The following is a 23,934-nucleotide window of genomic DNA, read 5'->3' as shown; positions in this document are numbered from 1 at the left end:
GCCCTGCTCCTTGGCGCGTGGGTAAGAGGATGGTACTGTATTTTTTAAGGCGGGACGGGACCTCGGGGGCTGCGATGAAACGGGTGACGATCTACGGATGGGTCTCGGCGACCGTCGCGCTGGTTCTTGCCGCCAGTGTGGGCTCGGCGTGGCTGTTGCAGCCCAAGCCGCGCGCGCTGACGCAGAAGGACATCGACGCGGCCGTGCTGCACACGCTCGAGACCAAGCCCCTGCCCTCGCGCACCGCCATGGCGGCCGAGGCGGTGCGTGAATCGGTGGTCGAAATCCGCAACTACCCCGCGCCCGCAAAAACCGCCGATGCGGCTTCCGCGCCGCAGGCCGGACGTGACGCCCCGACCACGCCGCCCGAAGCCTCACCGTCGACTCCCCCCGCCCCCACCGCCCCGCCACTGCCCAACGAACGTCCGCCCGGCAACAGCGCGGAGAACAAGCCGGAATCCCGCCACATCGGCTCGGGCGTGGTGGTGACCGAGCGCGGCGTGATCCTTACCAGCCTCCACGTGATTGCCGGAGCGCGGCGCCTCGAGCTGACCTTCCACGACGGGCACACGTCCGAGGCCACCGTGCTGCAGACGATTCCCGAGAAGGACCTGGCGGTGATCCAGGCCAAGTCGATACCCGACGACCTGCCGGCGGCAACGCTGGGTTCCAGCCGGGACCTGCTGCCCGGGTCCGAAGTGGTCGCGGTGGGCTTTCCGTTCGGCATCGGGCCGTCGGTATCCGCCGGCGTGGTGTCCGGGCTGGACCGCGAGTTCGTCGCGTCCGACAACAAGCGGACCCTGGACAAGCTGATCCAGTTCGACGCCGCGGTCAATCCGGGCAACTCGGGCGGCCCGCTGGTGAACATGAATGGCGAGGTGGTGGGCATCGTCACCGCCATCCTCAACCCGGGCAACAGCGGCACCTTCATCGGCATCGGCTTCGCCACCACGATCGAAAGCGCCGGCGTATCCATCGGAACTTCTCCTTTCTGACGCGGGGACCTATGAACGACCAAGCCAGGGGCGCAGCCGACAGCGCCAACTTGATGGAACGCCTGCTGTACGAGGTAAAACGCGTGGTGGTCGGGCAGGACCATTTTCTCGAACGGGTGCTGGTGGCCATCCTGTCCGGCGGCCACCTGCTGGTGGAGGGCGTGCCGGGGCTGGCCAAGACCCTGACCGTCAACACGCTGGCGCGGACCATGAGCGGCACCTTCAAGCGCATCCAGTTCACGCCGGACCTGCTGCCGGCCGACCTGGTCGGCACGCGCATGTACAACCAGGGCACGGGCGAGTTCTCGACGGTGCGCGGCCCGGTCTTTGCCAACCTGCTGCTGGCCGACGAGATCAACCGCGCGCCGGCCAAGGTGCAGAGCGCGCTGCTGGAAGTGATGCAGGAGAAGCAGGTCACCATCGCCGGCGAGACCCATCGCGTGCCCGCGCCGTTCCTGGTCATGGCGACGCAGAACCCGATCGAGACCGAGGGCACCTACCCGCTGCCCGAGGCGCAGGTCGACCGCTTCATGATGAAGGTGCTGGTGGGCTATCCGTCGGAAGAGGAAGAAGTGGTGATCGTCAACCGCGTCACCGGCCCGCGCATCAGCGTAAGCCCGGTGGCCACGCCCGAGCACCTGACCGCGCTGCAGGAGGCCTGCCGCAAGGTGTATGTCGATCCCAGCCTGGTCCAGTACGCGGTGCGCGTGGTCGCGGCCACGCGCAAGCCGGGCGACTACGGCCTGGCGGACCTGGACCGCTACGTGTCGTTCGGCGCCAGCCCGCGCGCCACCATCGGCCTGGTCGAAGGCGCGCGCGCGCTGGCCTACCTGCGCGGCCGCCACTACGCCCTGCCCGAGGACGTGGCCGACCTGGTGCCGGACGTGTTGCGCCATCGCCTGTCGCTCTCGTATGAGGCCATGTCCGACGGCGTGACCGCCGACCAGCTCATCTCCCGCATCTCGCAGGCGCTGCCGGTTCCCGAGCGGCCCATGGAATCCCATGTTCGGGCGGCGGCGGACTAAGCCCCGGGACGCCCCGGACACCGCGCCCGGGATTGCTTCCGGCGTTGTATCCGGCGTGGCGCTGGCCGGCGCCGGCGCAAACCAGACCGATGCCCTGCTGCGGCGCCTGGAATGGACTGTGGTGCGCCGCCTCGACGGGCTGCTGCAAGGCGACTACCGCACGCTGTTCCGCGGCTTCGGCCTGGACTTTGCCGACCTGCGCGAATACCACGCCGGCGACGACGTGCGCCATATCGACTGGAACGTGACCGCGCGACTGCAGACGCCGCATGTGCGCGAGTACCAGGAAGACCGCGAGGTCGCGGCCTGGTTCTTGCTGGACCTGAGCGGCTCGATCGACTTCGGCTCGGGCAGCGTGCGCAAGCGCGACCTGCTGAGCGACTTCACCACGGTGATGGCGCTGCTGCTGACGCGCTATGGCAACCGGGTGGGCGCCGTGCTCTATGGCGCCGCCGCCAATGCCGACGCCACGGTGGTGCCGGCGCGCGCCGGGCGCCGGCAGCTGCTGCACCTGCTGCACCGCATGCGCGCCACGCCGGCCGCATCGCCGGGCGACACCCGGCTGCGCGACCTGCTCGAACGCGCCCGCGCGGTGGCAAGGCGGCGCTCGGTGGTGTTCGTGGTGTCGGATTTCATCAGCGCGCCGGGCTGGCAGGCGTCGCTTGGCATGCTCGCGCGGCGCCATGAAGTGGTCGCGGTGCGGCTGGTCGATCCGCTCGAAACCGCGTTGCCAGACCTGGGACTGGTGGTGCTGCAGGATGCGGAGACCGGCGAGCAGTTGTTCGTCGATACCCATGACCCGTCCTTCCGCAAGCGCTTCGCAGCCGCCGCCGAGGCGCGCGAGGCGGAGCTGCGCCAGGCCTTCGCGCGCGCCGGTGTGGCATGCCTGACGCTGTCGACCTACGCCCGGCTCGACCTGGCGCTGCTGAGCTTCGCGCGCCAGCGCCGGCGCCAGCAAGGCAGCGCCAGGGCCGCCAACATCGCGAGGGGGGCCGCATGATCGACGCGCTCAGCCGCCTGCCCGTGTTCAGCTTCCTGTGGCCAGGCATGCTGTGGCTGTTCGCGCTGGTCGGAGGGCTGGCGGCGGGCTATGTCTGGCTCGACCGGCGCAGGCGGCACGCGGCCGGGCATTACCCGGCGCTGAAGACAGCGGGCGTTGCGACGCGGGGCGGCAGTGGCTGGCGCCGCCACGTGGCGCCGTTGCTGATCCTGCTGGCGCTGGCCGCGCTGATCGCGGCGATTGCGCGGCCCCAGGCGGTGATGATGCTGCCTTCGCGCATCGAGACGGTGGTGCTGGTGATGGACCTGTCCGGCAGCATGCGCGCCCAGGATGTCAAGCCCAGCCGCCTGGGCGCCGCCCAGCAGGCCGCCACCACCCTGCTGGAGGCGCAACCCGCAGGCGTCAGCGTCGGCGTGGTTGCGATGGCCGGCACCGCCGCCGTGGCGCAGGCGCCCACCCGCGCCAGGGAGGCCGTTGCCACCGCGATCGAGCGCCTGCAGCCGCAGGGCGGCACCGCGCTGGGCAACGGCATGCTGATTGCGCTGACCACACTGCTGCCGGAGCTCACGCCCGATGCCGAGCGGCTGATGAACGACGACACGCCGCCGCCAAGGCGATCACGGGGCCTGGCCAATCCGCCCGGCAACAGCGAGCCGGTGCAGCCGGGCTCCTATACCGCCGGCGCGATCGTGCTGTTCTCCGACGGCGAAAGCAACGCCGGCCCGGCGGCGATGCGCGCGGCCCAGCTTGCCGCGGAGCACGGCGTGCGCATCTATACCGTGGGCGTGGGCACCCCTGAAGGCGTGGTGCTCTCGGTCGACGGCTGGTCGGCCCGCGTCAGGCTGGACGAGAAGGTGCTGAAGGAAGTCGCCGACGCCACCAGTGCCGAGTACTTTCGGCTGGAGGATGCCACCGAACTGAAGCGGGTGTACCGCGCGCTCAACGCGCGGCTGGCGTTCGACAAGCGCAGCCAGGTCGAGATCACCGCGCTGTTCGCCGCGCTGGGCGCGCTGCTGGCGGCGTGCGCGGGGCTGTTGTCGCTGTGGTGGTTCGGGCGCGTGATGTAGCGGACGGCCGACGGCAAATCAGCGCGCATTGCGCGGCGTGACCGAGATCGCGATCGCCTCGGTGTAGACCGCCTGCACCTGCTCGCCGGCGCGCACCGCCTTCAGCTGCTTCGGGTCGGCGACATGCACGTCCACCATCCGGCCCTGCGGCCCCTTCAGCGTCACCATGCCGGTCTTGGTGTCGACCGCCACCACGTCCGCGGTGACCGTGACCTCGCGCCCGACCATGCCGCCCGGCTTCGCGCCCGGCGCGGCGCGCTGCGTGATCTCGCGCTCGCTGCTGGAGCGGATGCCGCTCTGGCGGTTCAGGCTGACCGACAAGGCCTGCGTGTATTCCGCCGTGACCGCATCGCCCACGCGCAGCTGCCCGAAGTTGCGCACGTCGTCGCCCACCTGCACGTCGGTGAGCTTGCCCTGCTCGTCCTTGAGCGTAACGGTGCGGGTGGCCGCATCGATGGCCGCCACCGTGGCCGTGGCCTTGACCGTGCCGGTGGTGCGCGATGCGCCCACGCCGGAAACCGAGTCGACGCGGGTCTCGGGTTGCGCCAGCGCTGTAGCGGACGCGGCGGCAAGCGCCGCCGCCACGATTAGCTTGCCGGGTTTCATGCCGTTCTCCCTGGTTTCAAGGTTGCCGTGGACCGCCGTGCGATGCCGGCCAGGGGCGGGCACGCGTGACGGAAAGGCCTGTTAACCATAGCAGAGAGAGCAGCAAGCCGTTGGCGGCCGCCGACTGGCGCGGGCGATACCGGTCCTCACCGCATGGGACTGTGCCCGGCCGGCTGCGCCAGCAGCGCCCTGACCACGCCTGCGGCGTACCGCATGAACACCGCAACCGCCGCGCCACGCAGCACCGGATCATCCGGCCCGCCCGACAGGTACGCCGCCCGCGCCGCTGCCATCACCGGCCGTTGCGCGGCCGGCAGGCGCTCCAGCACCCAGGCGGCGGCGACGTCCTTGGGTGCGATCCGGCCGGTGGCGGCGCTGTACCAGATCCGCGCCATTGCCAGCACCACATTGCGCTCGTCGCCGGCCCAGTCGCTTTCGGTCTGCCATTGGGCGACGGTATCGGCGAGCGCGGCGATGAAGTCCTGCCGGGGAACAGGTTCGAAGCACGTCGTGGCCGTCGGACCCAGCAGCGCGATGCTGTGCTGCCGCACCTGGGTCAGCAGGATGGCGAGATCGTGGTCCGGCATCCGGCCCTCGAACATGCCGGCCTGGATGTCCTGGCGCAGCCATTCGCCGAACTGCAGTTCGCGCGTGACCGGGTAGCGCCATGGCACCACTTCGCCGCGCGCCACCACGGTAACTTCCAGCGGCCGCCACGGCCCGTCGCTGCCCGGCGGAGCCGAGACCTCCAGCAGGTCGCGCAGCAGCGCTTGCCGCAGGGCATCGTCGGGCCCGCCGCGCGTGGTCACCAGCAGGTCGATATCGCTGTGCGGCCGCAGCCCGCCATCGAGTGCCGAACCGAACAGGTGGACACCCAGCAGCGTGCCGTCCAGATGACGTGCAATCACGGCATGGGCCAGGCGGACTTGCTGCGCGATTGCCGCGGGCAGGAATACGGCCGTCATGTTCACAGCGGCCCGGGCAGCGTCTTCAGGCCCAGCCACAGCACGCCGATGACAACGTTGACCGGCACGCACAGCGCGCCGGGCACATAGAAGAGCGCCGACAGCGCCGGCGCGGACAGCATCAGCTCCACCACACTGCCCAGCGCGTAGAACAACACGCCGCACCAGAGCCAGCGCCGCATGTAGGTCAGCAGCCAATGCGCGCGCGCCTGGTTGAAGTGCCAGGCGCGCGTGCGTTCGGCGCGGTTGCCGCGGCTGGCGTCCCGGAACAGCCAGCCGAAGAAGAAATAGCGGTACAGCAGGGCGCTAAAGCTCAGCTCTTGCATGATCACTCCTTTGGCCGCTGCCAGCCGGAGGAGTGCGGAAGTCACGCGCTCGGGGCGCAAGCAGCGATGGCAGCGGCAGGCATACCACCAGCGTACCAAAGAAGTTGCGCTAACCCGAGCCACGGATGGCCCGGCATGAACCGCTGCACTGAGACAGTGCAGCCGGTCGCGCGATGATCGCACGCCGATCACTGCAGGCTGATATCGAGCTGCTGCACCACGCGCTTTTCGCGCTCGAATTGTTCGGCCGCGAACCTGGTGTAGTCCGCGCTGTTGAGGTGGACGGGCTCCAGGTCGATGGCCTCGAGCGAGCGCAGGTAGGCGGGGTCCTGCGCGGCGCGGAAGAACGCATCGTGCAGCTTCCTGACTACCGCCGGATCCATGCCGCGCGGGCCGACGATGCCCACCAGCGAGCTGGCGGTAATGTCGTAGCCCCGCTCCTTCAGGGTCGGCACATCCTTGAAGCGAGCAAAGCGCGCGTCGCCGACGATAGCCAGCGGCCGCACCTTGCCGGCGACGGCGAATTGGCCCCAGCCCGGGTCAAGCACCGCATCGATGTCGCCGCCCATCAACGCCATCATTTCCTCGGCGCCGCCCTTGTAAGGCACGAAGGTAAATTTGGCGCCGGCGGCCCGGCCCAGCTTCTCCATCGAGATATGTCCCGAGCTGCCGATGCCGACCGCACCGTAGGTCACTTTGCCAGGGTTCGCCTTCGCGTAGGCAAGGAATTCTTCCAGCGTCTTCCAGCGCGCGTCGGCGCGCACCACCAGGCCATAGCGGTAGTTGGTCAGGCCGATGATGTAGGTAAAGTCCCTGAGCGGGTCGTATGGCGTCTTTTGCAGGTGCGGCATGCGGAAGATATTGGCCGCGACCATCGACAGCGTGTAGCCGTTCGGCGCCGCGGTCTGGGACATCACCTGGGCCGCCAGCGTGGCGCCCGCACCGGGCTTGTTGATCGGCACCACGCGCTGGTCCAGTTCCTTGCCGGCGGCTGCCAGCAGCGTGCGCAGCGAGCCGTCGGTGGGACCGCCGGGCGGGAACGGAATCCAGAACTCGATGGGCTTGGCCGGGAAATCGCCAGCTGCCGTCGCGGCCGGCGCTGCCGCCGCGCAGATCGCCATTGCCGCCATGGCCCTTGCCACGACCGATAGCAAACGCCCTCCCATGCCACGCCTTGTGATAGCCATGCGCTGTCTCCTGGTTGTCGTTCTGTTGCCGCCCGGCGTACCGGCCGCGGTCGTTTTCGACAGACGTTAGAGCGTTGCGCCAGGTGGGCCAATTGCCGTTCTGTTCAATGTCATTGGCAGAAATGCCCGGCACGCAGCGCCGGGCGTGCCGCCGGTCAACCCGCCATCGCCGCGACCACCGTGCCCAGCACGCGCACGCCCTGCTCTATCTGCGCGCTGGTCAGGCTGGCGTAGCCCAGCACCAGGCCGGCCGCACGGGGCCGGCCCGCCCCATGTGGCCGGGCATACAGCGCCGAGACCGGGTAGACGCCCACGCCGGCGCCGCGCGCGGCGGCCACCAGTGCCGGCTCGTCCCGCGGCCGCAGCGACGGCAGCCACAGCACCACGTGCAGCCCGGCGGCGGTGCCGCTGACCTCGGCATCGCCGGGCAGGTGGCGCGCAATGCCATCGAGCAGCGCCGCGCGGCGGCGCTCGTTCTCGCGGCGCATGCGACGGACGTGGCGCTCGTAGGCGCCGCTGTCGATCAGTGCGGCCAGCACGCGCTGTTCCAGCACGGGGGCATGGCGGTCGGCCAGCCGCTTGGCCTGGCCGAACACCGGCACCAGTTCCGGCGGCAGCACCAGGTACCCCAGCCGCAGCTGCGGCGACAGCGCCTTGGAGAAGGTGCCGACATAGATCACGCGGCCATCGGTGTCGATCGCGCGCAGGGTATCGATCGGCCGCTGGCCGTAGCGGAATTCGCCGTCATAGTCGTCCTCGACGATCCAGGCGTCGTGGCGCCGGGCCCATTGCAGCAGTGCCTGCCGGCGCCCGATCGGCAGCACGCCCCCCAGCGGGAACTGGTGCGACGGCGTCACGTAGGCCAGCCGGACCCGGTCGTCCGCCGGCAGGCTGGCGGTATCCATGCCCTGCCCGTCCACCGGAACGGACAGGCACCGGGCGCCGGTGGCTTCGAAGCAGCGCCTGGCCATCAGGTAGCCGGGCTCTTCAAAGGCGAAGGTATCGCCGTCATCCAGCAACAGCCGCGCGCACAGGTCGATGCCCTGCTGCGAGCCATGCACCACCACGATCTGTCCGGCGTCGCAGGCCAGCCCGCGCGCGCGGCGCAGGTAGCCCTGCAGCGCGCGCCGCAGGGCTGCCTCGCCTTCCGGCGCGGCGTAGCACAGGCTGTCGTGCTGGCGCAGCAGCTCGGCCTGCCAGGCGCGCCGCCACGCCAGCGCCGGGAAGTCCCGCCAGGCCACCGAGCCGTACAGGAAATCGAAGCGCACCGGCTCGGCCGGCGGCGCTGCCGGCAGCCCCAGTGCCGCCACGCGGCGGCCGAACTGCGACAGCGCCGGTTCCCTGGCGTGCCGCGCGACATCCGGCCGGGCCGGCGGGGCAGCCGCCAGCGGGCTGGCAATGCGGGCCGCCCGCCCCCTGGCCGTGACCAGGAAACCCTCTGCCGCGAGCTGTTCGTAGGCGGCGGTCACGGTGGTGCGCGATACCCCCAGCTCGGCCGCCAGGCCGCGCGTGGACGGCGCCGGCCCACCCGGCAGCAGGGTGCCGTCGGCAATCTGGGCGCGCAGCAGGTCATAGATGCGGCGTCCGGCGCCCGTGGCGCCGGGGCGGGTGCCGGCGGGTTCGTCAAACTGGCCCATTCAGATTCCTTGAAACTGGACCTTCCGATTGTGCCAGTTGTCGGCGACAGTATCGAGCATCCGATCGCCCCGAGCCCCAACGATGTACCTCCCCGAACATTTCGCCGAAACCCGCCCCGACGCCCTTGCCCGCATCATCCATGCGCACCCGCTGGGCATGCTGGTCACGCACGGCCAGCACGGCCTGGATGCCGACCATCTGCCGTTCGAATTCGACCCCGGCGCCGGTGCCAACGGCGTCCTCACCGCGCACGTGGCGCGGGCCAACCCGGTCTGGCAGCGGTGCCCGACCGGCACGCCGGTGATGGTGGTGTTCCGCGGCGCCGAGGCCTATGTCTCGCCGAACTGGTACCCGAGCAAGCATGAGACGCATCGCCAGGTGCCGACCTGGAACTACGAGCTGGTGCACGCGCACGGCATCCTCACCGTGCGCGACGACGAGCGCTTCGTGCGCGGCCTGGTAGCGCGCCTGACGCGGCGGCACGAGGCCGCCGAACCGCGCCCGTGGAAGATGGGCGACGCCCCGCCCGACTACCTCGACGCCATGCTGCGCGGCATCGTCGGCCTCGAGATCGCCGTGACGTCGCTGGTGGGCAAGCGCAAGCTCGGCCAGAACAAGGACACGCGGGACCGCCTCGGCGCGGCCGACACGCTGCACGCGCGCGGCTGCGCCGAGCTGGCGCAGTCGATGCGCAACGCGGTCTGATCCGGTCCCGCCTGTATCCGCGCGTGCGCCGGCCCGGTCCGGACGCCGCCGCGCCGCTCGACCCTGCCTCACCGTCAAGGAGCCTGACCATGTCGCTGATTCCCTTCCTGATCGCCGCCGTCGTGCTCGCCATTACCCCCGGCCCGGCCATTGCTTATGTCGTCGCGCGGACTGCGGCCGGCGGACGGTCGGAGGGCCTCGCCTCATGCCTGGGCACGGGCATCGGCGGCTTGCTCCATGTGCTTGCCGCTGCCGCGGGCGTGTCACTGGTCATCGCCCAGTCGGCGATGGCGTTCAGCCTGCTCAAGTACCTGGGCGCGGCGTACCTGGTGTTCCTGGGCATTCGCCTGCTGCGGCGCAAGGAGCAGCCCGCCGCGGTCGCCGCCGTGCCGCCGCGGGGCGCGCGCCGCGCGCTGGCCGAAGGCGTGGTGGTCGAGGTGCTGAACGTCAAGACCGCGCTGTTCTTCCTCGCGTTCCTGCCGCAGTTCGTCGCGCCGGGCCAGGCGGCCGTGTCGCAACTGGTGCCGCTGGGCTGCATCTGCGTCGCGCTCAACACGCTGGTGGACGTGGTCGTGGTCTTCGCCGCGCATCGCCTGCTCAGGTCGGGCGCCGCGAGCGCGGCGCGCGCGCGGCTGATGACCCGTGCCTCGGGCGTCACGATGGTGGGGCTGGGCGCCTTCCTGGCGCTGGCGCGGCGCCAGGCATGAGGGGCCGGGCCTCCTGCCGGCCCGGCTCCGGCATTACGGCTCGAACGGCCTGCCCATCGGCTTGAGCCGGATGCCCGGCGCCAGCCGGGTCCAGGGCAGGTCCGCAGGATCGGCCGTCATCGGGCCCGGTGCCTTGGCCACCAGCACGGCATGCGCGATGCCCTGGAAATCCGCGCGGAAATGCACCGAGCTCTTGTTGACCAGGATCTTCATCGCCTCGGGCTCGACCCCGCCCACGCGGAACAGGTTGCGGTCGAGCATCTGGGCCTTGCCGGCACTGACCACCACCTGCACATCGTCGATGCGCAACAGTGCCACCGGGCCGACATCGGCCTGCATGCCGTGCATCATCGGCCCGCCGTAGCGGCATACGCCATCGGACAGCTTCAGCACCTCGAAGCGACCGCGCAGCGGCGCGTCGCCGGGCACCCCGGATACGCCCCCGAGCGCGACGTCGATGGTCGCGCCCACGCCGGCGCGGTGCGCCTCGGCCGCCGCGGCCGGGTCCCAGATCAGCCCGATCGCCGCCTGCCGCGCGCCGTGGCGCAGCAAGGCCCGCAGCATGCCCATGGTGTTCGAATCGCCGCCCGCGCCGGGGTTGTCCTGCGTGTCGGCGATGACCACCGGCCGCGTGGCCCCCGCAGCCAGCCGCATGGCTTCGAGCACGGCCTCGTCGGGCGAGAGGAACGGCACCTCCCAGGCGGGCTCGTCGGCCAGCATCCGGTCGTACAGCGCCTGCACCGCGGCTTCGGCCGCGCCGGCGTCGTCGCCATAGCCCCAGATCACCGGACCGCATTCCGGGAAATCGGCGGCCGGGAAGCCCGGCGCGAACGACAGCGACACCACGTCGCCGCGTTCGCCCTGCTGCAACAGCGCGTACATGCCGCGCGCCGGCTCCAGCATCGTGCACATGCCGTTGATCGGGATCAGGAACGGCAGCCGTCGCACCGCGCAGTGCAACGGCCCCTTGCGCGCCAGCAGTCGCTGCACCAGCGCCGCGGCGCGCGCGCCGGTCTCGGCCATGTCTACGTGCGGGTAGGTGCGGTAGGCCACCAGCGCATCGGCGGCCTGCAGCATGGCGTGCGTGACGTTGGCATGCAGGTCGAGCGAGGCAACCACCGGCACCCCGGGGCCCACCGCCGCGCGGATACGCTCGAGCAGCGTGCCCTCGCCGTCGTCGGTGTGCTCGGCCACCATGGCGCCGTGCAGGTCGAGATAGACCGCGTCGAAGCCGCCAGCGCGCGCCGCGCCGACGATCTCGCCGGCGATGCGCTCGTACGCGTCCTCGGTCACGTGCGCCGACGGGCTGGCGCCGGCCCAGATCACCGGCAGCAGCGTCCAGCCGTAGCGTTCGGCGGCGGCCATGAAGCCGCCGGCCGGGATGTTGACGTCGCGCAGCGCGCGCATGTCGTCGCCGCGCACCATCGCGGGAAAGCCCTCGCCGCGCTCGAAGCTGGCGTAAGTTGCCTTTGACGGCGCAAAGGTATTGGTCTCGTGCTGGAAGCCGGCGACCAGGATCCGTGTTGCCAAGGTTCTTCTCCGTGAAACAAAAGTCCGGCGTCACGCCGGCGACACCGCGCCCTGCGGCGCCGGCATCCGGTTGGCCACCAGCACTGCCGCGCCGGCCAGCAGCAGCGCCACCATCACCAGCAGCCCGGCCTGCATGCTGCCCGTGGCGGTGCGCACGGTGCCGATGATGGTAGGGCTGAGAAAGCCGCCGATCAGGCCGATGGTGTTGATCAGCGCGATGCCGCCGGCCGCGGCATCGCCCTTCAGGTATTGCGACGGGATCGCCCAGAACACGGTATAGGCGGCCCACATCATCGCCGTGGCAATGGTCATGCACAGCAGCGACACCGGCAGGTTGCCGCTGGACTGCGTGGCCAGGGCCAGCGCCACCGCGCCGGTAAACGCGGGCACCGCGCTGTGCCAGCGGCGCTCGCCGCGGCGGTCCGAGCTGCGGCCGATCACCAGCATCGCGATCGCCGCGGCAATATAGGGAATCATCGAATACAGGCCGATCTGCATGGTGTCGGTGACGCCGTCCGCCTTCAGGATAGACGGCAGCCAGAAGCTCACCGCGTAGATGCCGCAGATCATGGTGAAGTAGGCAAAGGCCAGCAAGTACACGCGCGGATCGCGCGCCACCTGGCCGAACGAGTGATGCCCGCCCGCGGGCGCCTGCAGTTCGGCGGCCAGCATGCGCTTTTCCGCGTCGCTGAGCCAGCTTGCGTCGGCCGGGCGGTCGGCCAGCACGCGCAGGGCCAGCGCGCCAAGCAGCACGCAGGGCAGCCCTTCGACCAGGAACATCCATTGCCACCCGGCCAGCCCGTGCGCACCGGACAGCGCCGTCATCAGCCAGGTGGACAGCGGCGAGCCAAAGATGCCGCCGATGGGGCCCGCCAGCATCACCACCGCCATCACGCGGGCCATGCGTTGCTGCCCGTACCAGTAGGTCAGGTAGAAGATCATCCCGGGGGCGAAGCCGGCCTCGAACACGCCAAGCAGGAAACGCAGCACGTAGAACGTGGTTTCGTCGCGCACGAACATCATGCCCGCCGAGGTCAGGCCCCACAGCACCAGGATGCGGCTGATGGTCTTGCGCGCGCCGATCCGGGGCAGCAACAGGTTGCTCGGGATCTCGAACAGTACGTAGCCAAAGAAGAAGATGCCCGCGCCCAGCCCGTACACCGCGTCGGAAAAGCCCAGGTCGCTCTGCATCTGCAGCTTGGCGAAGCCGATGTTGACGCGATCCAGGTAGGCAAAGGTGTAGCACAGCAGCAGGAACGGCAACAGGCGCCAGTTCAGCTTGCGGTACAGCGCCTGCTGCGCGGCGCCGGCGCCTTCCGTGAGATGGCGTGGGGGCAGGGTTGCGGACATGTCGATCTCTCCCGTGGTGGTCGGCTCTTGTGGACGCGATGTCTTTCGATGGCAGGCGTTGATCGTCTGGCATCTGAAAAAACAGAGCAAGAGCAACTTAAGTCGGCTATCGTTGCCCTCTAGGCAACGCCACGGCACGCGGCGCCCTTCACGCCAGACAGCGAGATCCGACATGCGGGAACTGAACCAGCGCAGGCTGCGCTATTTTCACGAGGTACTGACGCACGGCTCGATCCGTGGCGCAGCCGACAGCATCAACACCTCGCCGTCGGTCATCACACGCCAGATCCGCCTGCTCGAAGAAGAGGTGGGCGCGCCGCTGTTCGACCGCCATGCGCGCGGCGTGCAGCCGACCGAAGCCGCGCAGCACCTGCTGGAGTACTGGCGCGGCTGCCGCGCCCAGCAGGAACTGTTCGAAGACCGCCTGCAGGCCTTGCGCGGGCTGCAGCATGGCCAGGTGCGCATCGCCACCAGCGAGGGCTATGTCGACGGCCTGATGGATGAAGTGCTGACGGATTTCTGCGCGCGCTATCCCCGGCTGGACGTGACCGTCGACATCCTGCCGGTCAACAACGTGCTGCAGGAGGTGGCCGAAAGCCGCGCCCATATCGGCCTGGCCTACAACCCGCCCGGCCATGCCGACATCGCCTGGGTGGCGACGTCATCGCAGCCGGTGGTGCTGCTGGTGCATGCCGGGCATCCGCTGGCGCGCCGCGGCGGCAAGGTCGGCGTGCAGGAGCTGGCCGACTATCCGCTGGCGATGATGCCGCCGGCTTTCGGGCTGGGACAGGTGGTGCAGATGCTGGCCTACGCGGAGAACATCCAGATCCGCCCGACGCTGACCACCAATTCGCTGGCGGTGCTGCGCCACTTCGTGAAGCGCCATGACGGCATCACGCTGATCGGCGGCTTTGCGGCCTACCGGGAATTACAGTCCGGCGAACTGGTGACCTTGCCGATCGCGCATCCGCTGTTCGAAGCCGCCAAGGCGCGCCTGCTGGTCAAGGCGGGCCGGCCGATGGGCGTGGCAGCCAATACGCTGCTCGACTGCATCCTGCGCGACATGTCGATGTTCGCCGGCGCCCGCCGGCGCCGGAAGCGATAGGCCGCGGCCCGCCCCCCCCGAGCGGCTCGTGGCCCGCTACTCCGGCACGAAGCCAATCGACCGCAGCAGCTCCGCCTGCCGCTCATAGGCCGCGCGGGCCTCCTTTGACAGCGCTTCGCTGCCGAGCGGCTGGCCGTTGTCCATGCCCATGTCTTCCACGTGCTTGCGGTAGCCCGGCTGCTGCACGACCGCCAGCGTGGCGTTGCGGATCTTCTCCTGCACCGCCGCCGGCACGTCCGGCGGCAGCCACAAGCCCATCCAGCCCGGCTCCGTCATCGCCGGGAAGCCGACCTCGGCGAAGGTCGGCACGTCCGGCAGCGCGGGAATGCGCTTCGGGTAGGCCACGGCATAGGCCCTGAGCTTGCCGGCCTTGATCAGCGGCAGCGAGGTGGCCAGCCCGTCGAACATCAGCGGCACGTGTCCGCCCATCACGTCCTGCAGCGCGGGCGGCGAGCCCTTGTAGCCGACGTGGCTCATGTTCACCCCCGCCAGTCGGTTGAACTGGACCCCAAGGGTCTGGCCGCGCATGCCGGCGGCATACGAGGCGTAGTCGATCTGCCCCGGCTTGCTCTTGATGTAGGCCAGCAGCTCGCTGAAGTTCTTCGCCGGCAGTTTCGGGTTGCCGACCAGGACCAGGCCGGTGCGTGCCACCTGGGCAATGGGCTTCAGGTCCTTGAACGGATCGAACGAGACCTTCAGCGCCAGCGGGGTCTCGGAGACGATGCCGCCCTGGATCAGCAGCAGCGTATGCCCGTCGTGCGGCGTCGACAGCAGCGTGCCGACCGCGATCGCGCCGGCGCCGCCGGGCTTCTGCTCGACGATCACCGGCTTGCCCAGCGACTGCGTCAGCCCCTCGGCGAGCAGGCGCGCGAGGATGTCGGCGGTGCCGCCGGCCGGACCGCCGACGACGATCCTGACCACCTTGGCCGGCCACGCCTGGGCATGGGCATGGGCAGCCGATGGGAACGCGGCCGGCAGCGCCAGGCCGAGCATGCATGACAGCAGCGCCCTGCGGCGCGCCGACGGTTGTGCTTGCTTCATGTTTGTCTCCGAATGTGCGAGGGTTCGGGGCAGCCAGCCGCCGCCCCTGCCCTTCTGCGGGCCGCCAGCCGTGGCAGCCGGCCCGGTTCAGGCGGCCTTGCGCAGGAAGCCCTGGTTGCCGCCGTTGCGGTTGGGCGCGAAGCCGTTGGCCGCCAGCGTCTCCTCGACCGTGTCGTAGAACACGCCGATCTTCTGGATCTCGCGCGCTTCCCCGGCGCTTGCCACCTTGCGGCCGAATTCGCCGGCAATGCGCACCAGCTGCTCGATCTGCTTCACGGTGCTCATCTTGGCCGTGCGCGACTGGTTCCACAGGCAGTCCTCGGTCCCGCAGCGCACATGCAGCCCCAGCGCAATGCCCATCATGTTCACCGGCAGCACGTTGCGCACCGAGCTTTCGACGGTCAGCACCGCGCCATCCGGCACCGCGCGGACGATGTTGGCCAGGTTGAATACGCTCGGCGCATCCATGCCGCCGCTGATGGCGACCCAGTTCATCACCAGCGGGCCCTTGTAGATGCCGCGCCGGATCAGCCGCTCGACCGATTCGAAGCTATTGATGTTGTAGCACTGGAATGTGCTCTGGATGCCGGCGGCGGACAGGCGGCGGATATGCTCCTCGACCCAGCCGGGCTGCGCGGGCACCGTCATTTCCTTGTACGCGTTGAAGATCGCGGGATTCTCGCGCGAGGTACCCCGGAAATCCGCCAGTTCGGCATGCTCGGTGACGTTCATCTGCGAGGTGTTCACGGTCACGGTGACCTGGTCCGGCACCGGATCGAGTTCGGCCAGCATGTGGCGCGTGTCGTCGGACAGCCACTTCGCGGCATCGCCCTCGTTTTCCGGCGCGAAACTGATCGATCCGCCGACCTGGATGACCATTTCAGGCACCGCCTTGCGCACGCCGGCGATCAGTTCGTTGAACTTGGACAGGCGCTTCGAGCCCTTGCCGTCGAGTTCGCGCACGTGCAGGTGCAGCACGGTCGCGCCGGCGTTGTAGCAGTCAACGGCCTTCTGGATCTGGTCCTCCATCGTCACCGGGATATCTTCCGGAAAGTCAGACGGCAGCCAGCCGGGCGCGTAGGGGGCCGCGGTGATGATCAGCGGCTGCTGGTTTTCAGGGAACAGGGATCCATCTAGGTAGTGCACGGCATGTCTCCATTGATCGTGGCGTGGCCAGGCCTGCGGCGCTGGCGCGGCTCAGAACGGCTTGTCGCCGATGATGGCGGCGCGCTCCATCTTGCGCGGCGCCGGCCAGTAGTCCTGCACCGCGTAGTGCTGGGTGCAGCGGTTGTCCCAGATCGCCACGCTGTTGGGCTGCCAGCGGAAGCGCACCTGGTATTCGGGAATCGCCGCCTGGCTGATCAGGTAGTTCAGCAGATGGCTCGCCCCCGGGGTCTTGTCCTGCCCGTAGCGCACGTTCTCGGGCGTGTGGAAATTGACGAAGTGGGTGGAGAAGCCGCAGACATAGAGCACCTTCTCGCCGGTTTCCGGGTGCGTGCGCACCACCGGGTGCTCGACCGCGGGGTACTGCGCCGCCAGCTTGGCGCGGTTCTCCGGGCTCATCGCCGCGCCGAAGGAATGCTCGATGCCATGCTTGGCGCGCAGGCCCGCGATGCGCTGCTTGATTTCCTGCGGCAAGTGCTCATACGCCGCGGCCATGTTGACCCAGATGGTGTCGCCACCGACGCGCGGCGACTCGATGCAGCGCAGCACGCAGCCCATCGGCGGGCATTCGCGCCAGCTGCCGTCGGTGTGGTAGCTGTTCTCGTAGTTCTCGCGCTTGTCGCTGCGATAGATCTGCACCAGGCCGGGATGGTCGGGATCGCTGCCCGCCACCGGATGGTCTTCCAGGTCGCCGAAGCGCCGCGCGAACGCCACGTGGTCCGCGCGCGAGATCTCCTGGCCGCGCAGGAACAGCACCTTGTGCTCGAGCAGCAGCGACCTGATCTCGGCAAACAGCGCCGCATCGCGCGCGGCATCGGCCAGGCTGACGCCGCTCAATTCGGCGCCGATGCTGCAGGTAAGTTGTTGGACTCGCATGAGGACGCTCCTTTACAGCACGAAGATCGATGAGCCGGTGGTCTTGCGCGACTCCAGGTCGCGGTGGGCCTGGACCGCATCCTGCAGCGCGTAGCGCTGGTTGATGCCGATGCGTAGTCGCCCGGCGGCCACGTGGCCGAACACTTCCGCGGCCAGTTCGGCCTTCTCGGCGGGGTCGGCAATGTAGTCGGCCAGCGCCGGACGGGTCAGGTAGAGCGAGCCCTTCCGCGCCAGCAGTTGCGGATCGAACGGCGGGATCGTGCCCGAGGCGGTGCCGACGCAGACCATCAGCCCGCGCCGCTTGAGCGAATCCAGCGAGCCCTGGAAGGTGCTGCGGCCGACGCTGTCGAACACCACCGATACGCCCGTGCCGTCGGTCAGTTCGCGCACCCGCGTTGCCACGTCCTCGCGGCTGTAGTCGATGATGTGGTCGCAGCCATGCGCGCGCGCCAGCTCGGCCTTGGCTTCGGTCGAGACCGTGCCGATCACGGTCAGGCCGAGCAGCCTGGCCCATTGCGAGACGATCAAACCGACCCCGCCGGCGGCCGCGTGCAGCAGGATGGTTTCGCCGCCGCGGAACGGATAGATGCGGCGCATCAGGTAGGCCGAGGTCAGGCCGCGCATGGTCATCGCCGCGGCGGTCTCGAAGGAAATCGCATCCGGCAGGCGGATCAGCGGCGCGGCGGGCACCAGGCGCTCGGTGCTGTAGGCGCCGAGTGTGTTGGTGAAGCCCGTATATGTGACGCGGTCGCCTTCCGCGACCTGGGTCACGCCGGGCCCGACCGCCTGCACCACCCCGGCAGCCTCAACGCCCATGCCGCTGGGCAGCGGCACCGGGTAGGTGCCGTTGCGGAAGTAAGTGTCGGCATAGTTGAGTCCGACCGCGACGTGGCGGATCCGTACCTCGCCCGGGCCCGGATCGCCGACCTCGGCGTCCTCGTAGCGGAGGACTTCGGGGCCTCCGGTCTCATACATGCGAATGGCTTTGGCCAAGGCTGTCTCCTGATTGTGGTGTCCTGCCCGCGCCGCTATCATTGGCGCGGCGCAGTCGATTGTGAGACAGCCGGGCCGCAGCGCCCTTGACCGATCGCGCCAGGATTTGCCATTTGACGACGGACACGACCGACGCCCCCACCCACTCTCGCGGCAGCCCCATGACCGTCCTTGTTCGCAGCGCATCGCTGACCAAATACCTGGGCATTGCCCGGGGCGCGGGCCTGGATCCGGTGCAGATGGTGGCCCGGGCCGGCCTGGACCAGGCGTGCCTGTACACGCCCGACCTGCGCATTCCCGAGCAGCGCCTTGCGCAAGTGCTGGAGGCCTCGGCGCGCGAGACCAGTTGCCATTCGCTGGGCCTGATGGTGGGGGAATCGTGGCGCCTGTCGGACTTCGGCCCGGTCAGCCTGCTGTTGCAGCACCAGCCCACGCTGCGCGACGCGCTGGCCGAGATCGAGCGCTACCGCCACTGGCTGAGCGACTCCATCGCCATCCTGGTCACCGAGCATCGCGGTGTCGCGGTGCTGCACGTGACGCTGCAGACCGGGCGGCAACAGCCCGGCCGGCAGGCGATGGAACTGACCGTGGCCGCATTGCACAGCCTGATCCGCGCCATCCTGGGCGAGTCGTGGATGCCGCACAGCGTGCATTTCGCGCATGCGGCGCCGGCCGACCTGCGCATCCACCGGCGCCTGTTCGGGCCGCGCATCGAATTCGGTTCGGACTTCGACGGACTGGTGCTTGCCAGCGGCGACCTGGATCGCGTCAATCCCCTGGCCGATGCCAGCCTGGCCGGGTACGCGCGGGGTTTCCTCGACCTGCAGCCGGGGGCCGGCAAGCCATCCCTGGCCGCGGACGTGCGGCGCACCCTCAGCCAGTTGCTGCCGCGCGGACGCGGTGCGGTGGAACAGGTCGCGCAAAGCCTGGGCACCAGCCCGCGCACGCTGCAGCGCCAGCTGGAACAGGATGGCCTGACGTTCTCCGCACTGGTCAATGAAGTGCGCCGCGAGCTGGCGCAACGCCATCTGCAGGATCCGCGGCGGCCGCTGGCGCAGGTCGCCACGCTGCTCGGGTTTTCGGAACCGAGCGCATTCTCGCGCTGGTTCGCGGCGCAGTTCGGCAAGTCGCCGACGCGCTGGCGCCAGGACGGCGCCTGAGGCGGGGCGCCTACTTCAGGTACTTCATCGTGGCCACGCCGGTGGCCACCAGCAGCTCGCCATCCAGCCACACCTCGGCCCGCGAAAAGAAGATCGAACGCCCGCGGCGGTCGACCATCCCCTTCGCCGTCAGCATTTTTCCGGTCCCGTTGCTGAGGAAGTTCGATGTCAGCGACAGCGTGACCGCATGCCGCGGGCTCTCGTGCGGCGCGGCGTAGAGGCCGGCATAGCCGGTGGCGGCATCGAGCAAGGTGCAGATCGTGCCGCCATGCACGACGCGGCTGCGGTTGAGCATGCTGGGCGCGAGCGGCAGTTCCAGCTCGACATGGTCGTCGCGCCAATGGGTGATCCTGACCCCGATGCTTTCCAGTGCCGGATTGTCGAGGCTGTATGCCTCGCCCTTGCTTGCTGCCTTTGCCGCGTCCATCGCCCGGATTTCCCTTTGCTTGATCAAGCCTCCTTTCTGCGTGATCTGCGTGTTTCCGACAATCTGTATTTCGCAAACCGGACCTTCCGCCGGCATGAATCCGCGCATGCGGCGCGGCACGCACGGCTTTGACTCGGCTTGCAGAACGACCTAGGCTAGGTAGGCTTAGCGCGCACTCGGCCACCCGCCAAGTGACGTACCGGCGATGTCGCGAGGTCCGCCAGGACCAGGAGGGCACACCATGAACATGCGGCCAGATCCGACGTTTCACGCCTCGCCGGAGCTTGCGATCCACGCGCCCGCGGAATCCTTCGCCTACACGGTGCTGCTCAGCCCCGGCGGCGCGCAGCCCGACGCGCTCGCGGTGATCGACGTCAAACCCGGATCGCCGACCTACAGCCAGGTGGTGCACACCGTGCCGATGACGCACAAGGGCGATGAACTCCATCACTTCGGCTGGAATGCGTGTTCGTCGGCGCTGTCGCCGCTGACCGGACATGCGTTCCTGGAGCGGCGCTACCTGATCATTCCGGGGATGCGCTCGTCGCGCCTGTATATCGTCGACACCAAGCCGCATCCGACCCAGGCGCGCATCCACAAGATCGTCGAGCCGGACGAGATCTTCCGCAAGACCGGCTATTCGCGGCCGCATACCGTGCACTGCGGCCCCGAGGGCATCTATGTCAGCACGCTGGGCGGCGGCGGGCCGGACGGCACCGACGGCGCGCCCGGCATCTTCATCATGGACTGCGAAACCTTCGAGGTGCTGGGCCGCTGGGAGATCGACCGCGGCGAGCAGCAGAAGCACTACGACTTCTGGTGGAACCTGCCGCGCGACTACATGGTGTCGAGCGAATGGGCCCTGCCCCCGCAGTTCGAGAACGGGCTGGTGCCCGAGGATTTGCTGGGAAACCGCTACGGCCACAAGCTGCATTTCTGGGACCTGCGCGCACGGCGCAACGTGCAGACCATCGACCTGGGCGCCAATCACCAGATGGCGCTGGAAGTCCGGCCCGCGCATGATCCGGTGCGCGAGTACGGCTTCGTCGGCGTGGTGGTCGACACCACCAACCTGGAAGGCTCGATCTGGACCTGGTGGCGCGAAGGCGGCAAGTTCCACGCCGAAAAGACGGCGACGATCCCGCCCGAAGCCGCCGACGCAAGCCAGTTGCCGCCGCTGCTGCAAGGCTTCGGCGCGGTGCCGCCGCTGGTGACCGATATCGACCTGTCGCTGGACGACAAATTCCTCTATGTGTCGTGCTGGGGCACGGGCGAGATGCGCCAGTACGACGTCACCGATCCGCGCAAGCCCAGGCTCGCGGGCTCGGTCCATCTCGGCGGCATGGTCCGCCGCACCCCGCACCCGAACGGCAAGCCCTTCGCCGGCGGCCCGCAGATGGTGGAGATCAGCCGCGACGGCCAGCGCGTCTACTGGACCAATTCGCTGTATTCCACCTGGGACCAGCAGTTCTACCCCGACGGCATTCCCGGCGCGCAGGTCATGGCCCGCGCCGGAGCGGACGGCGGCCTGGAGCTGGCCGACGACTACTGGGTCGAATTTCCCGAAGGCTACCGCGCGCACCAGATCCGGCTGGAAGGCGGCGACTGCTCGACCGATTCGTTTTGCTATCCCTCGGCCAGGGCTTGAGCGGGCACGACTGGGAACAACTCGGCCTGTGGTCGGCGGTGCTGGCCAGCGGGCTCTATCACGGCGTCAATCCGGCGATGGGATGGCCGCTGGCGGTATCGAACGGCCTGCTGGCGCACAGCGGCCGGGCCCTCGTTGCCGCGCTGGGGTATCTGGCCGCCGGGCACGCGCTGGCGGTGCTGGCGGTGACGCTGCCGTTCGGCGTGCTGGCCGCGCTGGTCGCCTGGCAGGCGCAGATCCGCATCGGCGCCAGCGTGCTGCTGATCGCCGGCGGCATCGCGCTGCTGCTCAGGCGGGGCCATCCGCGCGCACTGGTGCGCATCGCGCCGTCGCGCCTGGCACTGTGGTCGTTCGCGGTGGCGATCGCGCATGGCGCCGGGCTGATGCTGGTGCCGATCTATCTTGGCCTGTGCCGCACCGATAGCGAGCCGGGGCACCAGGCGGCCGCCACGCTTGCCGGCGCCAACCTGGGCATGGCGCTGGCCGTCGCGCTGCTGCATACGCTGGCCATGTTTGCCATGGGCGGTGGCATGGCGTGGCTGGTTTACCGCTACCTGGGGCTGCAGTTCGTCTCGCGCAGCTGGTTCAACCTGGAGGCGGTCTGGGCCCTCAGCCTCATCCTGATGGGGATGCTGGCGCTGGGGCTTGAAGCCTTTGGCTAGGCGCCAGGCTCAGCCGGCCAGCCGCGCCGCCAGCCGCCCGCGCGTGATGGCCGCGATCTGGGCCAGCGCCTCGTCCAGTTCCTGCTGCGTGCTGCGGCCGATGCGGCGCTCGAACGCGGCAAAGATGCCTTCGCGGGTGTAGTGGCGCACGCAGATGATGAAGGGGAAGCCGTGGCGCGCCTGGTAGTCCGCGTTGAGCTGGTCCAGCGCGGCTTCCTGCTGCACCGACATCGCATCCAGGCCGGCGCTCTTCTGCTCGGCGTTGGAATCCGCCGTCATGGTGCCCGCGCGGATATTGCGCGCCGACAGCTGCGGGTGCAGGTTCAGGAAATCGCACTGGCGCGGCGCATCGAGCTTGCGCACCACGTCCATCATCGCGCCATGCAGCGCCGCCACCGAGGCGAACGGCCGCTGTGCCCAGGCGCCTGCCGCGGCCTGCGGAAAGTGTTCGAACACGCTGCCGAAGGCCTCGGCAAAGGCCGCTTCGTCCAGCGCATTGACCGACGCCAGGTCGAGGGGGTGAGACATGGAAGCTTCTCCCGTAGGGATTCCCGCAAGGGCAATCGTTGGATACGGGGCCGAGTATAGGAACGCCCCGCCGCAGCGGCGAGAGCCGGCGCCCTATAGATCGGATAACAGAAACCGATACCGCTAGCGGTGCATGTCGCGCAGGTCGCGCAGTTCCTGCGAGGCCGCGGTCAGCATGCCGCGCAGCCACACGTGCGCGGCCGAGCGATGGCGCGACGGATGCCACAGCTGGTAGAAGCGCATGAAGGGGAACTCGATCGGCGGCTCCAGCACCGCCAGCGGCACATGCTGCGCGTGATAGTTGGCGAAGTGGCGCGCCGTGGTCAGGATCAGGTCGGTGCCGGGAATCAGGCTGGGCGCGAGGTTGAAGTAAGGGCAGCTGACCCGGTTGTCGCGGTGCACGCGCATGGTGCTCAGGCCCGCATCCACCAGCCCGCGCTGGTCGCGCGAGTACGGCGTCGGCACGATATGCGATGCGCCCAGGTAGGCCTGCGCGGTGAACTTGCCGGGCTGCGCGTGCACGCTGTCCTGCGCCACCACGCATACCACCTCGTCCTCCAGCAGCACCGACAGGTGCAGGTGCTCGGGCGGATTGGGCCAGTTGCCGATCACGATATCGACCGCGCCCGCCGACAGCGCCTGCTCATAGTCGAAGGTGGCCCCTAGCGGCAGCGCCGACAGCCGCGCATGCGGCGCGGCACGGCGCACGGCGCGCACCACATGCGCAAAGAACGGCGGCGCCAGGTAGTCCGGCATCGCCACCACGAAGCTCTGCTCGGTGGTGGCCGGATCGAAGCGGTCGTCCGAGACCAGCAGGTTGTCCAGCGCGCTGAGCGCGGCCTGTGCGTTGCGCGCCAGCTGCAGCGCCCGCTCGGTCGGCACCATCACGTTCTTTTCGCGCGTCAGCAGCGGGTCGTTGAAGATCGCGCGCAGGCGCTTGAGCGCGGCGCTGATGGCCGGCTGCGACTGGTTCAGGCGGATCGCCGTGCGCGACACGCTCTGCTCGGCAATCAGGATGCACAGCACGCGCAGCAGGTAAGTGTCGAACGGGTCGTCGGCGCGAATCATGTTGGGTCCGTGGCAGGGGAACAAAGGCAGGGAACAAAGAATGCATGGCGGGTGCGGCTGCCGCCGCTCGCGGCGGCGCCGGCACGCCGGGCCATGGCGACTTTGTAGCGTGTCGCGCACCGCACGGCAACCGGTGGAACCCGCACAGGCGCCGCCGCGCC

24 protein-coding genes are annotated in these 23,934 nt (G+C 69.4%); 10 read left to right on the top strand and 14 right to left on the bottom strand.

Annotation, left to right across the window (positions count from 1 at the left end):
* Positions 1–74 precede the first annotated feature (74 nt).
* Genes U9J39_RS11420 through U9J39_RS11405 form a run of 4 tightly spaced genes read left to right on the top strand, consistent with a single transcriptional unit; the run spans position 75 to position 4,087 of the window.
* The gene (locus U9J39_RS11420) at positions 75–995 is read left to right on the top strand and encodes a S1C family serine protease (RefSeq protein ID WP_116314222.1); all 921 of its coding nucleotides are present in this window, start codon (positions 75–77) and stop codon (positions 993–995) included.
* 11 nt (positions 996–1,006) lie between these two features.
* Positions 1,007–2,020 carry an AAA family ATPase gene (locus tag U9J39_RS11415; protein WP_115713549.1) on the top strand — a complete coding sequence of 338 codons (1,014 nt, stop codon included), beginning with the start codon at positions 1,007–1,009 and terminating at the stop codon, positions 2,018–2,020.
* Positions 1,998–3,020 (top strand): DUF58 domain-containing protein, encoded by a 1,023-nt coding sequence (locus U9J39_RS11410; protein ID WP_326347082.1) that lies wholly within the window; start codon positions 1,998–2,000, stop codon positions 3,018–3,020. Before U9J39_RS11415 ends, U9J39_RS11410 begins: the two co-directional genes overlap by 23 nt.
* A complete protein-coding gene (locus U9J39_RS11405) occupies positions 3,017–4,087 on the top strand; it encodes a VWA domain-containing protein (protein WP_116314221.1) in 1,071 nt (356 codons plus the stop codon). Before U9J39_RS11410 ends, U9J39_RS11405 begins: the two co-directional genes overlap by 4 nt.
* An 18-nt stretch (positions 4,088–4,105) precedes the next feature.
* On the opposite strand, the gene U9J39_RS11400 is transcribed toward U9J39_RS11405, so the two are convergent.
* The 5 genes from U9J39_RS11400 to pdxR form a co-directional block, all read right to left on the bottom strand.
* Positions 4,106–4,693 carry a hypothetical protein gene (locus U9J39_RS11400; RefSeq protein ID WP_115713552.1) on the bottom strand — a complete coding sequence of 196 codons (588 nt, stop codon included), beginning with the start codon at positions 4,691–4,693 and terminating at the stop codon, positions 4,106–4,108.
* 146 nt (positions 4,694–4,839) lie between these two features.
* On the bottom strand, positions 4,840–5,658 hold the full coding sequence (locus tag U9J39_RS11395; protein ID WP_326347081.1) for an AadA family aminoglycoside 3''-O-nucleotidyltransferase: 819 nt from the start codon (positions 5,656–5,658) through the stop codon (positions 4,840–4,842).
* A gap of 2 nt (positions 5,659–5,660) precedes the next feature.
* On the bottom strand, positions 5,661–5,984 hold the full coding sequence (locus U9J39_RS11390) for a hypothetical protein (protein ID WP_115683246.1): 324 nt from the start codon (positions 5,982–5,984) through the stop codon (positions 5,661–5,663).
* Positions 5,985–6,172: 188 nt separating this feature from the next.
* Positions 6,173–7,171 (bottom strand): tripartite tricarboxylate transporter substrate binding protein, encoded by a 999-nt coding sequence (locus tag U9J39_RS11385; protein WP_240987800.1) that lies wholly within the window; start codon positions 7,169–7,171, stop codon positions 6,173–6,175.
* 155 nt (positions 7,172–7,326) lie between these two features.
* On the bottom strand, positions 7,327–8,808 hold the full coding sequence (gene pdxR, locus U9J39_RS11380; protein ID WP_326347080.1) for a MocR-like pyridoxine biosynthesis transcription factor PdxR: 1,482 nt from the start codon (positions 8,806–8,808) through the stop codon (positions 7,327–7,329).
* Positions 8,809–8,890: 82 nt separating this feature from the next.
* On the opposite strand from pdxR, the gene U9J39_RS11375 reads away from it, so the two are divergent.
* The gene (locus U9J39_RS11375; RefSeq protein WP_326347079.1) at positions 8,891–9,514 is read left to right on the top strand and encodes an FMN-binding negative transcriptional regulator; all 624 of its coding nucleotides are present in this window, start codon (positions 8,891–8,893) and stop codon (positions 9,512–9,514) included.
* 89 nt (positions 9,515–9,603) lie between these two features.
* Complete coding sequence (locus U9J39_RS11370; RefSeq protein ID WP_326347078.1) at positions 9,604–10,221, top strand: LysE family translocator; 618 nt, start codon at positions 9,604–9,606, stop codon at positions 10,219–10,221.
* Between the two features lie 33 nt (positions 10,222–10,254).
* Here U9J39_RS11370 and U9J39_RS11365 read toward each other — a convergent pair whose 3' ends face one another.
* A complete protein-coding gene (locus tag U9J39_RS11365) occupies positions 10,255–11,751 on the bottom strand; it encodes a M81 family metallopeptidase (RefSeq protein WP_326347077.1) in 1,497 nt (498 codons plus the stop codon).
* Between the two features lie 30 nt (positions 11,752–11,781).
* Positions 11,782–13,101 carry an MFS transporter gene (locus U9J39_RS11360; protein ID WP_115713560.1) on the bottom strand — a complete coding sequence of 440 codons (1,320 nt, stop codon included), beginning with the start codon at positions 13,099–13,101 and terminating at the stop codon, positions 11,782–11,784.
* 172 nt (positions 13,102–13,273) lie between these two features.
* Here U9J39_RS11360 and U9J39_RS11355 point away from each other — a divergent pair, with 172 nt between their 5' ends.
* Positions 13,274–14,206, top strand: a complete 933-nt coding sequence (locus U9J39_RS11355) for a LysR family transcriptional regulator (RefSeq protein ID WP_115683253.1) — start codon at positions 13,274–13,276, stop codon at positions 14,204–14,206.
* A gap of 36 nt (positions 14,207–14,242) precedes the next feature.
* Here U9J39_RS11355 and U9J39_RS11350 read toward each other — a convergent pair whose 3' ends face one another.
* From U9J39_RS11350 to U9J39_RS11335, 4 genes are all read right to left on the bottom strand, one after another.
* Entirely contained in the window at positions 14,243–15,247 is a 1,005-nt protein-coding gene (locus U9J39_RS11350) for a Bug family tripartite tricarboxylate transporter substrate binding protein (protein WP_326347076.1), read from the bottom strand.
* An 87-nt stretch (positions 15,248–15,334) separates the two neighbouring features.
* Positions 15,335–16,393 (bottom strand): 3-keto-5-aminohexanoate cleavage protein, encoded by a 1,059-nt coding sequence (locus U9J39_RS11345; protein WP_326347075.1) that lies wholly within the window; start codon positions 16,391–16,393, stop codon positions 15,335–15,337.
* A gap of 51 nt (positions 16,394–16,444) precedes the next feature.
* Positions 16,445–17,287: a TauD/TfdA dioxygenase family protein gene (locus tag U9J39_RS11340; protein WP_326347074.1), complete on the bottom strand. Its 843-nt coding sequence runs from the start codon at positions 17,285–17,287 to the stop codon at positions 16,445–16,447.
* Positions 17,288–17,299: 12 nt separating this feature from the next.
* Positions 17,300–18,280 carry a quinone oxidoreductase family protein gene (locus U9J39_RS11335; RefSeq protein ID WP_326347073.1) on the bottom strand — a complete coding sequence of 327 codons (981 nt, stop codon included), beginning with the start codon at positions 18,278–18,280 and terminating at the stop codon, positions 17,300–17,302.
* Positions 18,281–18,441: 161 nt separating this feature from the next.
* Between U9J39_RS11335 and U9J39_RS11330 the strand changes: the two genes are divergently transcribed.
* Positions 18,442–19,440, top strand: a complete 999-nt coding sequence (locus tag U9J39_RS11330; protein ID WP_116314215.1) for an AraC family transcriptional regulator — start codon at positions 18,442–18,444, stop codon at positions 19,438–19,440.
* A 10-nt stretch (positions 19,441–19,450) separates the two neighbouring features.
* Here U9J39_RS11330 and U9J39_RS11325 read toward each other — a convergent pair whose 3' ends face one another.
* Positions 19,451–19,867, bottom strand: coding sequence for a PaaI family thioesterase (locus tag U9J39_RS11325; RefSeq protein ID WP_115713565.1), 417 nt, complete (start codon positions 19,865–19,867; stop codon positions 19,451–19,453).
* 241 nt (positions 19,868–20,108) lie between these two features.
* On the opposite strand from U9J39_RS11325, the gene U9J39_RS11320 reads away from it, so the two are divergent.
* Together U9J39_RS11320 and U9J39_RS11315 are read left to right on the top strand one after the other, a co-directional pair.
* Positions 20,109–21,515: a selenium-binding protein SBP56-related protein gene (locus U9J39_RS11320; protein ID WP_115713566.1), complete on the top strand. Its 1,407-nt coding sequence runs from the start codon at positions 20,109–20,111 to the stop codon at positions 21,513–21,515.
* Positions 21,512–22,177 carry a hypothetical protein gene (locus tag U9J39_RS11315; RefSeq protein WP_326347072.1) on the top strand — a complete coding sequence of 222 codons (666 nt, stop codon included), beginning with the start codon at positions 21,512–21,514 and terminating at the stop codon, positions 22,175–22,177. The genes U9J39_RS11320 and U9J39_RS11315 overlap by 4 nt, the downstream gene beginning before the upstream one ends.
* A gap of 9 nt (positions 22,178–22,186) precedes the next feature.
* On the opposite strand, the gene uraD is transcribed toward U9J39_RS11315, so the two are convergent.
* A complete protein-coding gene (gene uraD, locus U9J39_RS11310; protein ID WP_062803363.1) occupies positions 22,187–22,705 on the bottom strand; it encodes a 2-oxo-4-hydroxy-4-carboxy-5-ureidoimidazoline decarboxylase in 519 nt (172 codons plus the stop codon).
* 123 nt (positions 22,706–22,828) lie between these two features.
* Positions 22,829–23,773, bottom strand: coding sequence for a LysR family transcriptional regulator (locus U9J39_RS11305; protein ID WP_115683262.1), 945 nt, complete (start codon positions 23,771–23,773; stop codon positions 22,829–22,831).
* Between the last annotated feature and the right edge of the window lie 161 nt (positions 23,774–23,934).

Origin of the sequence: Cupriavidus sp. SS-3, from assembly GCF_035818815.1 — a bacterium.
Lineage (GTDB): Bacteria > Pseudomonadota > Gammaproteobacteria > Burkholderiales > Burkholderiaceae > Cupriavidus > Cupriavidus taiwanensis_C.
The sequence above is the reverse complement of the archived record's forward strand: the minus strand, read 5'-3'. Positions and strand labels throughout refer to the sequence as shown.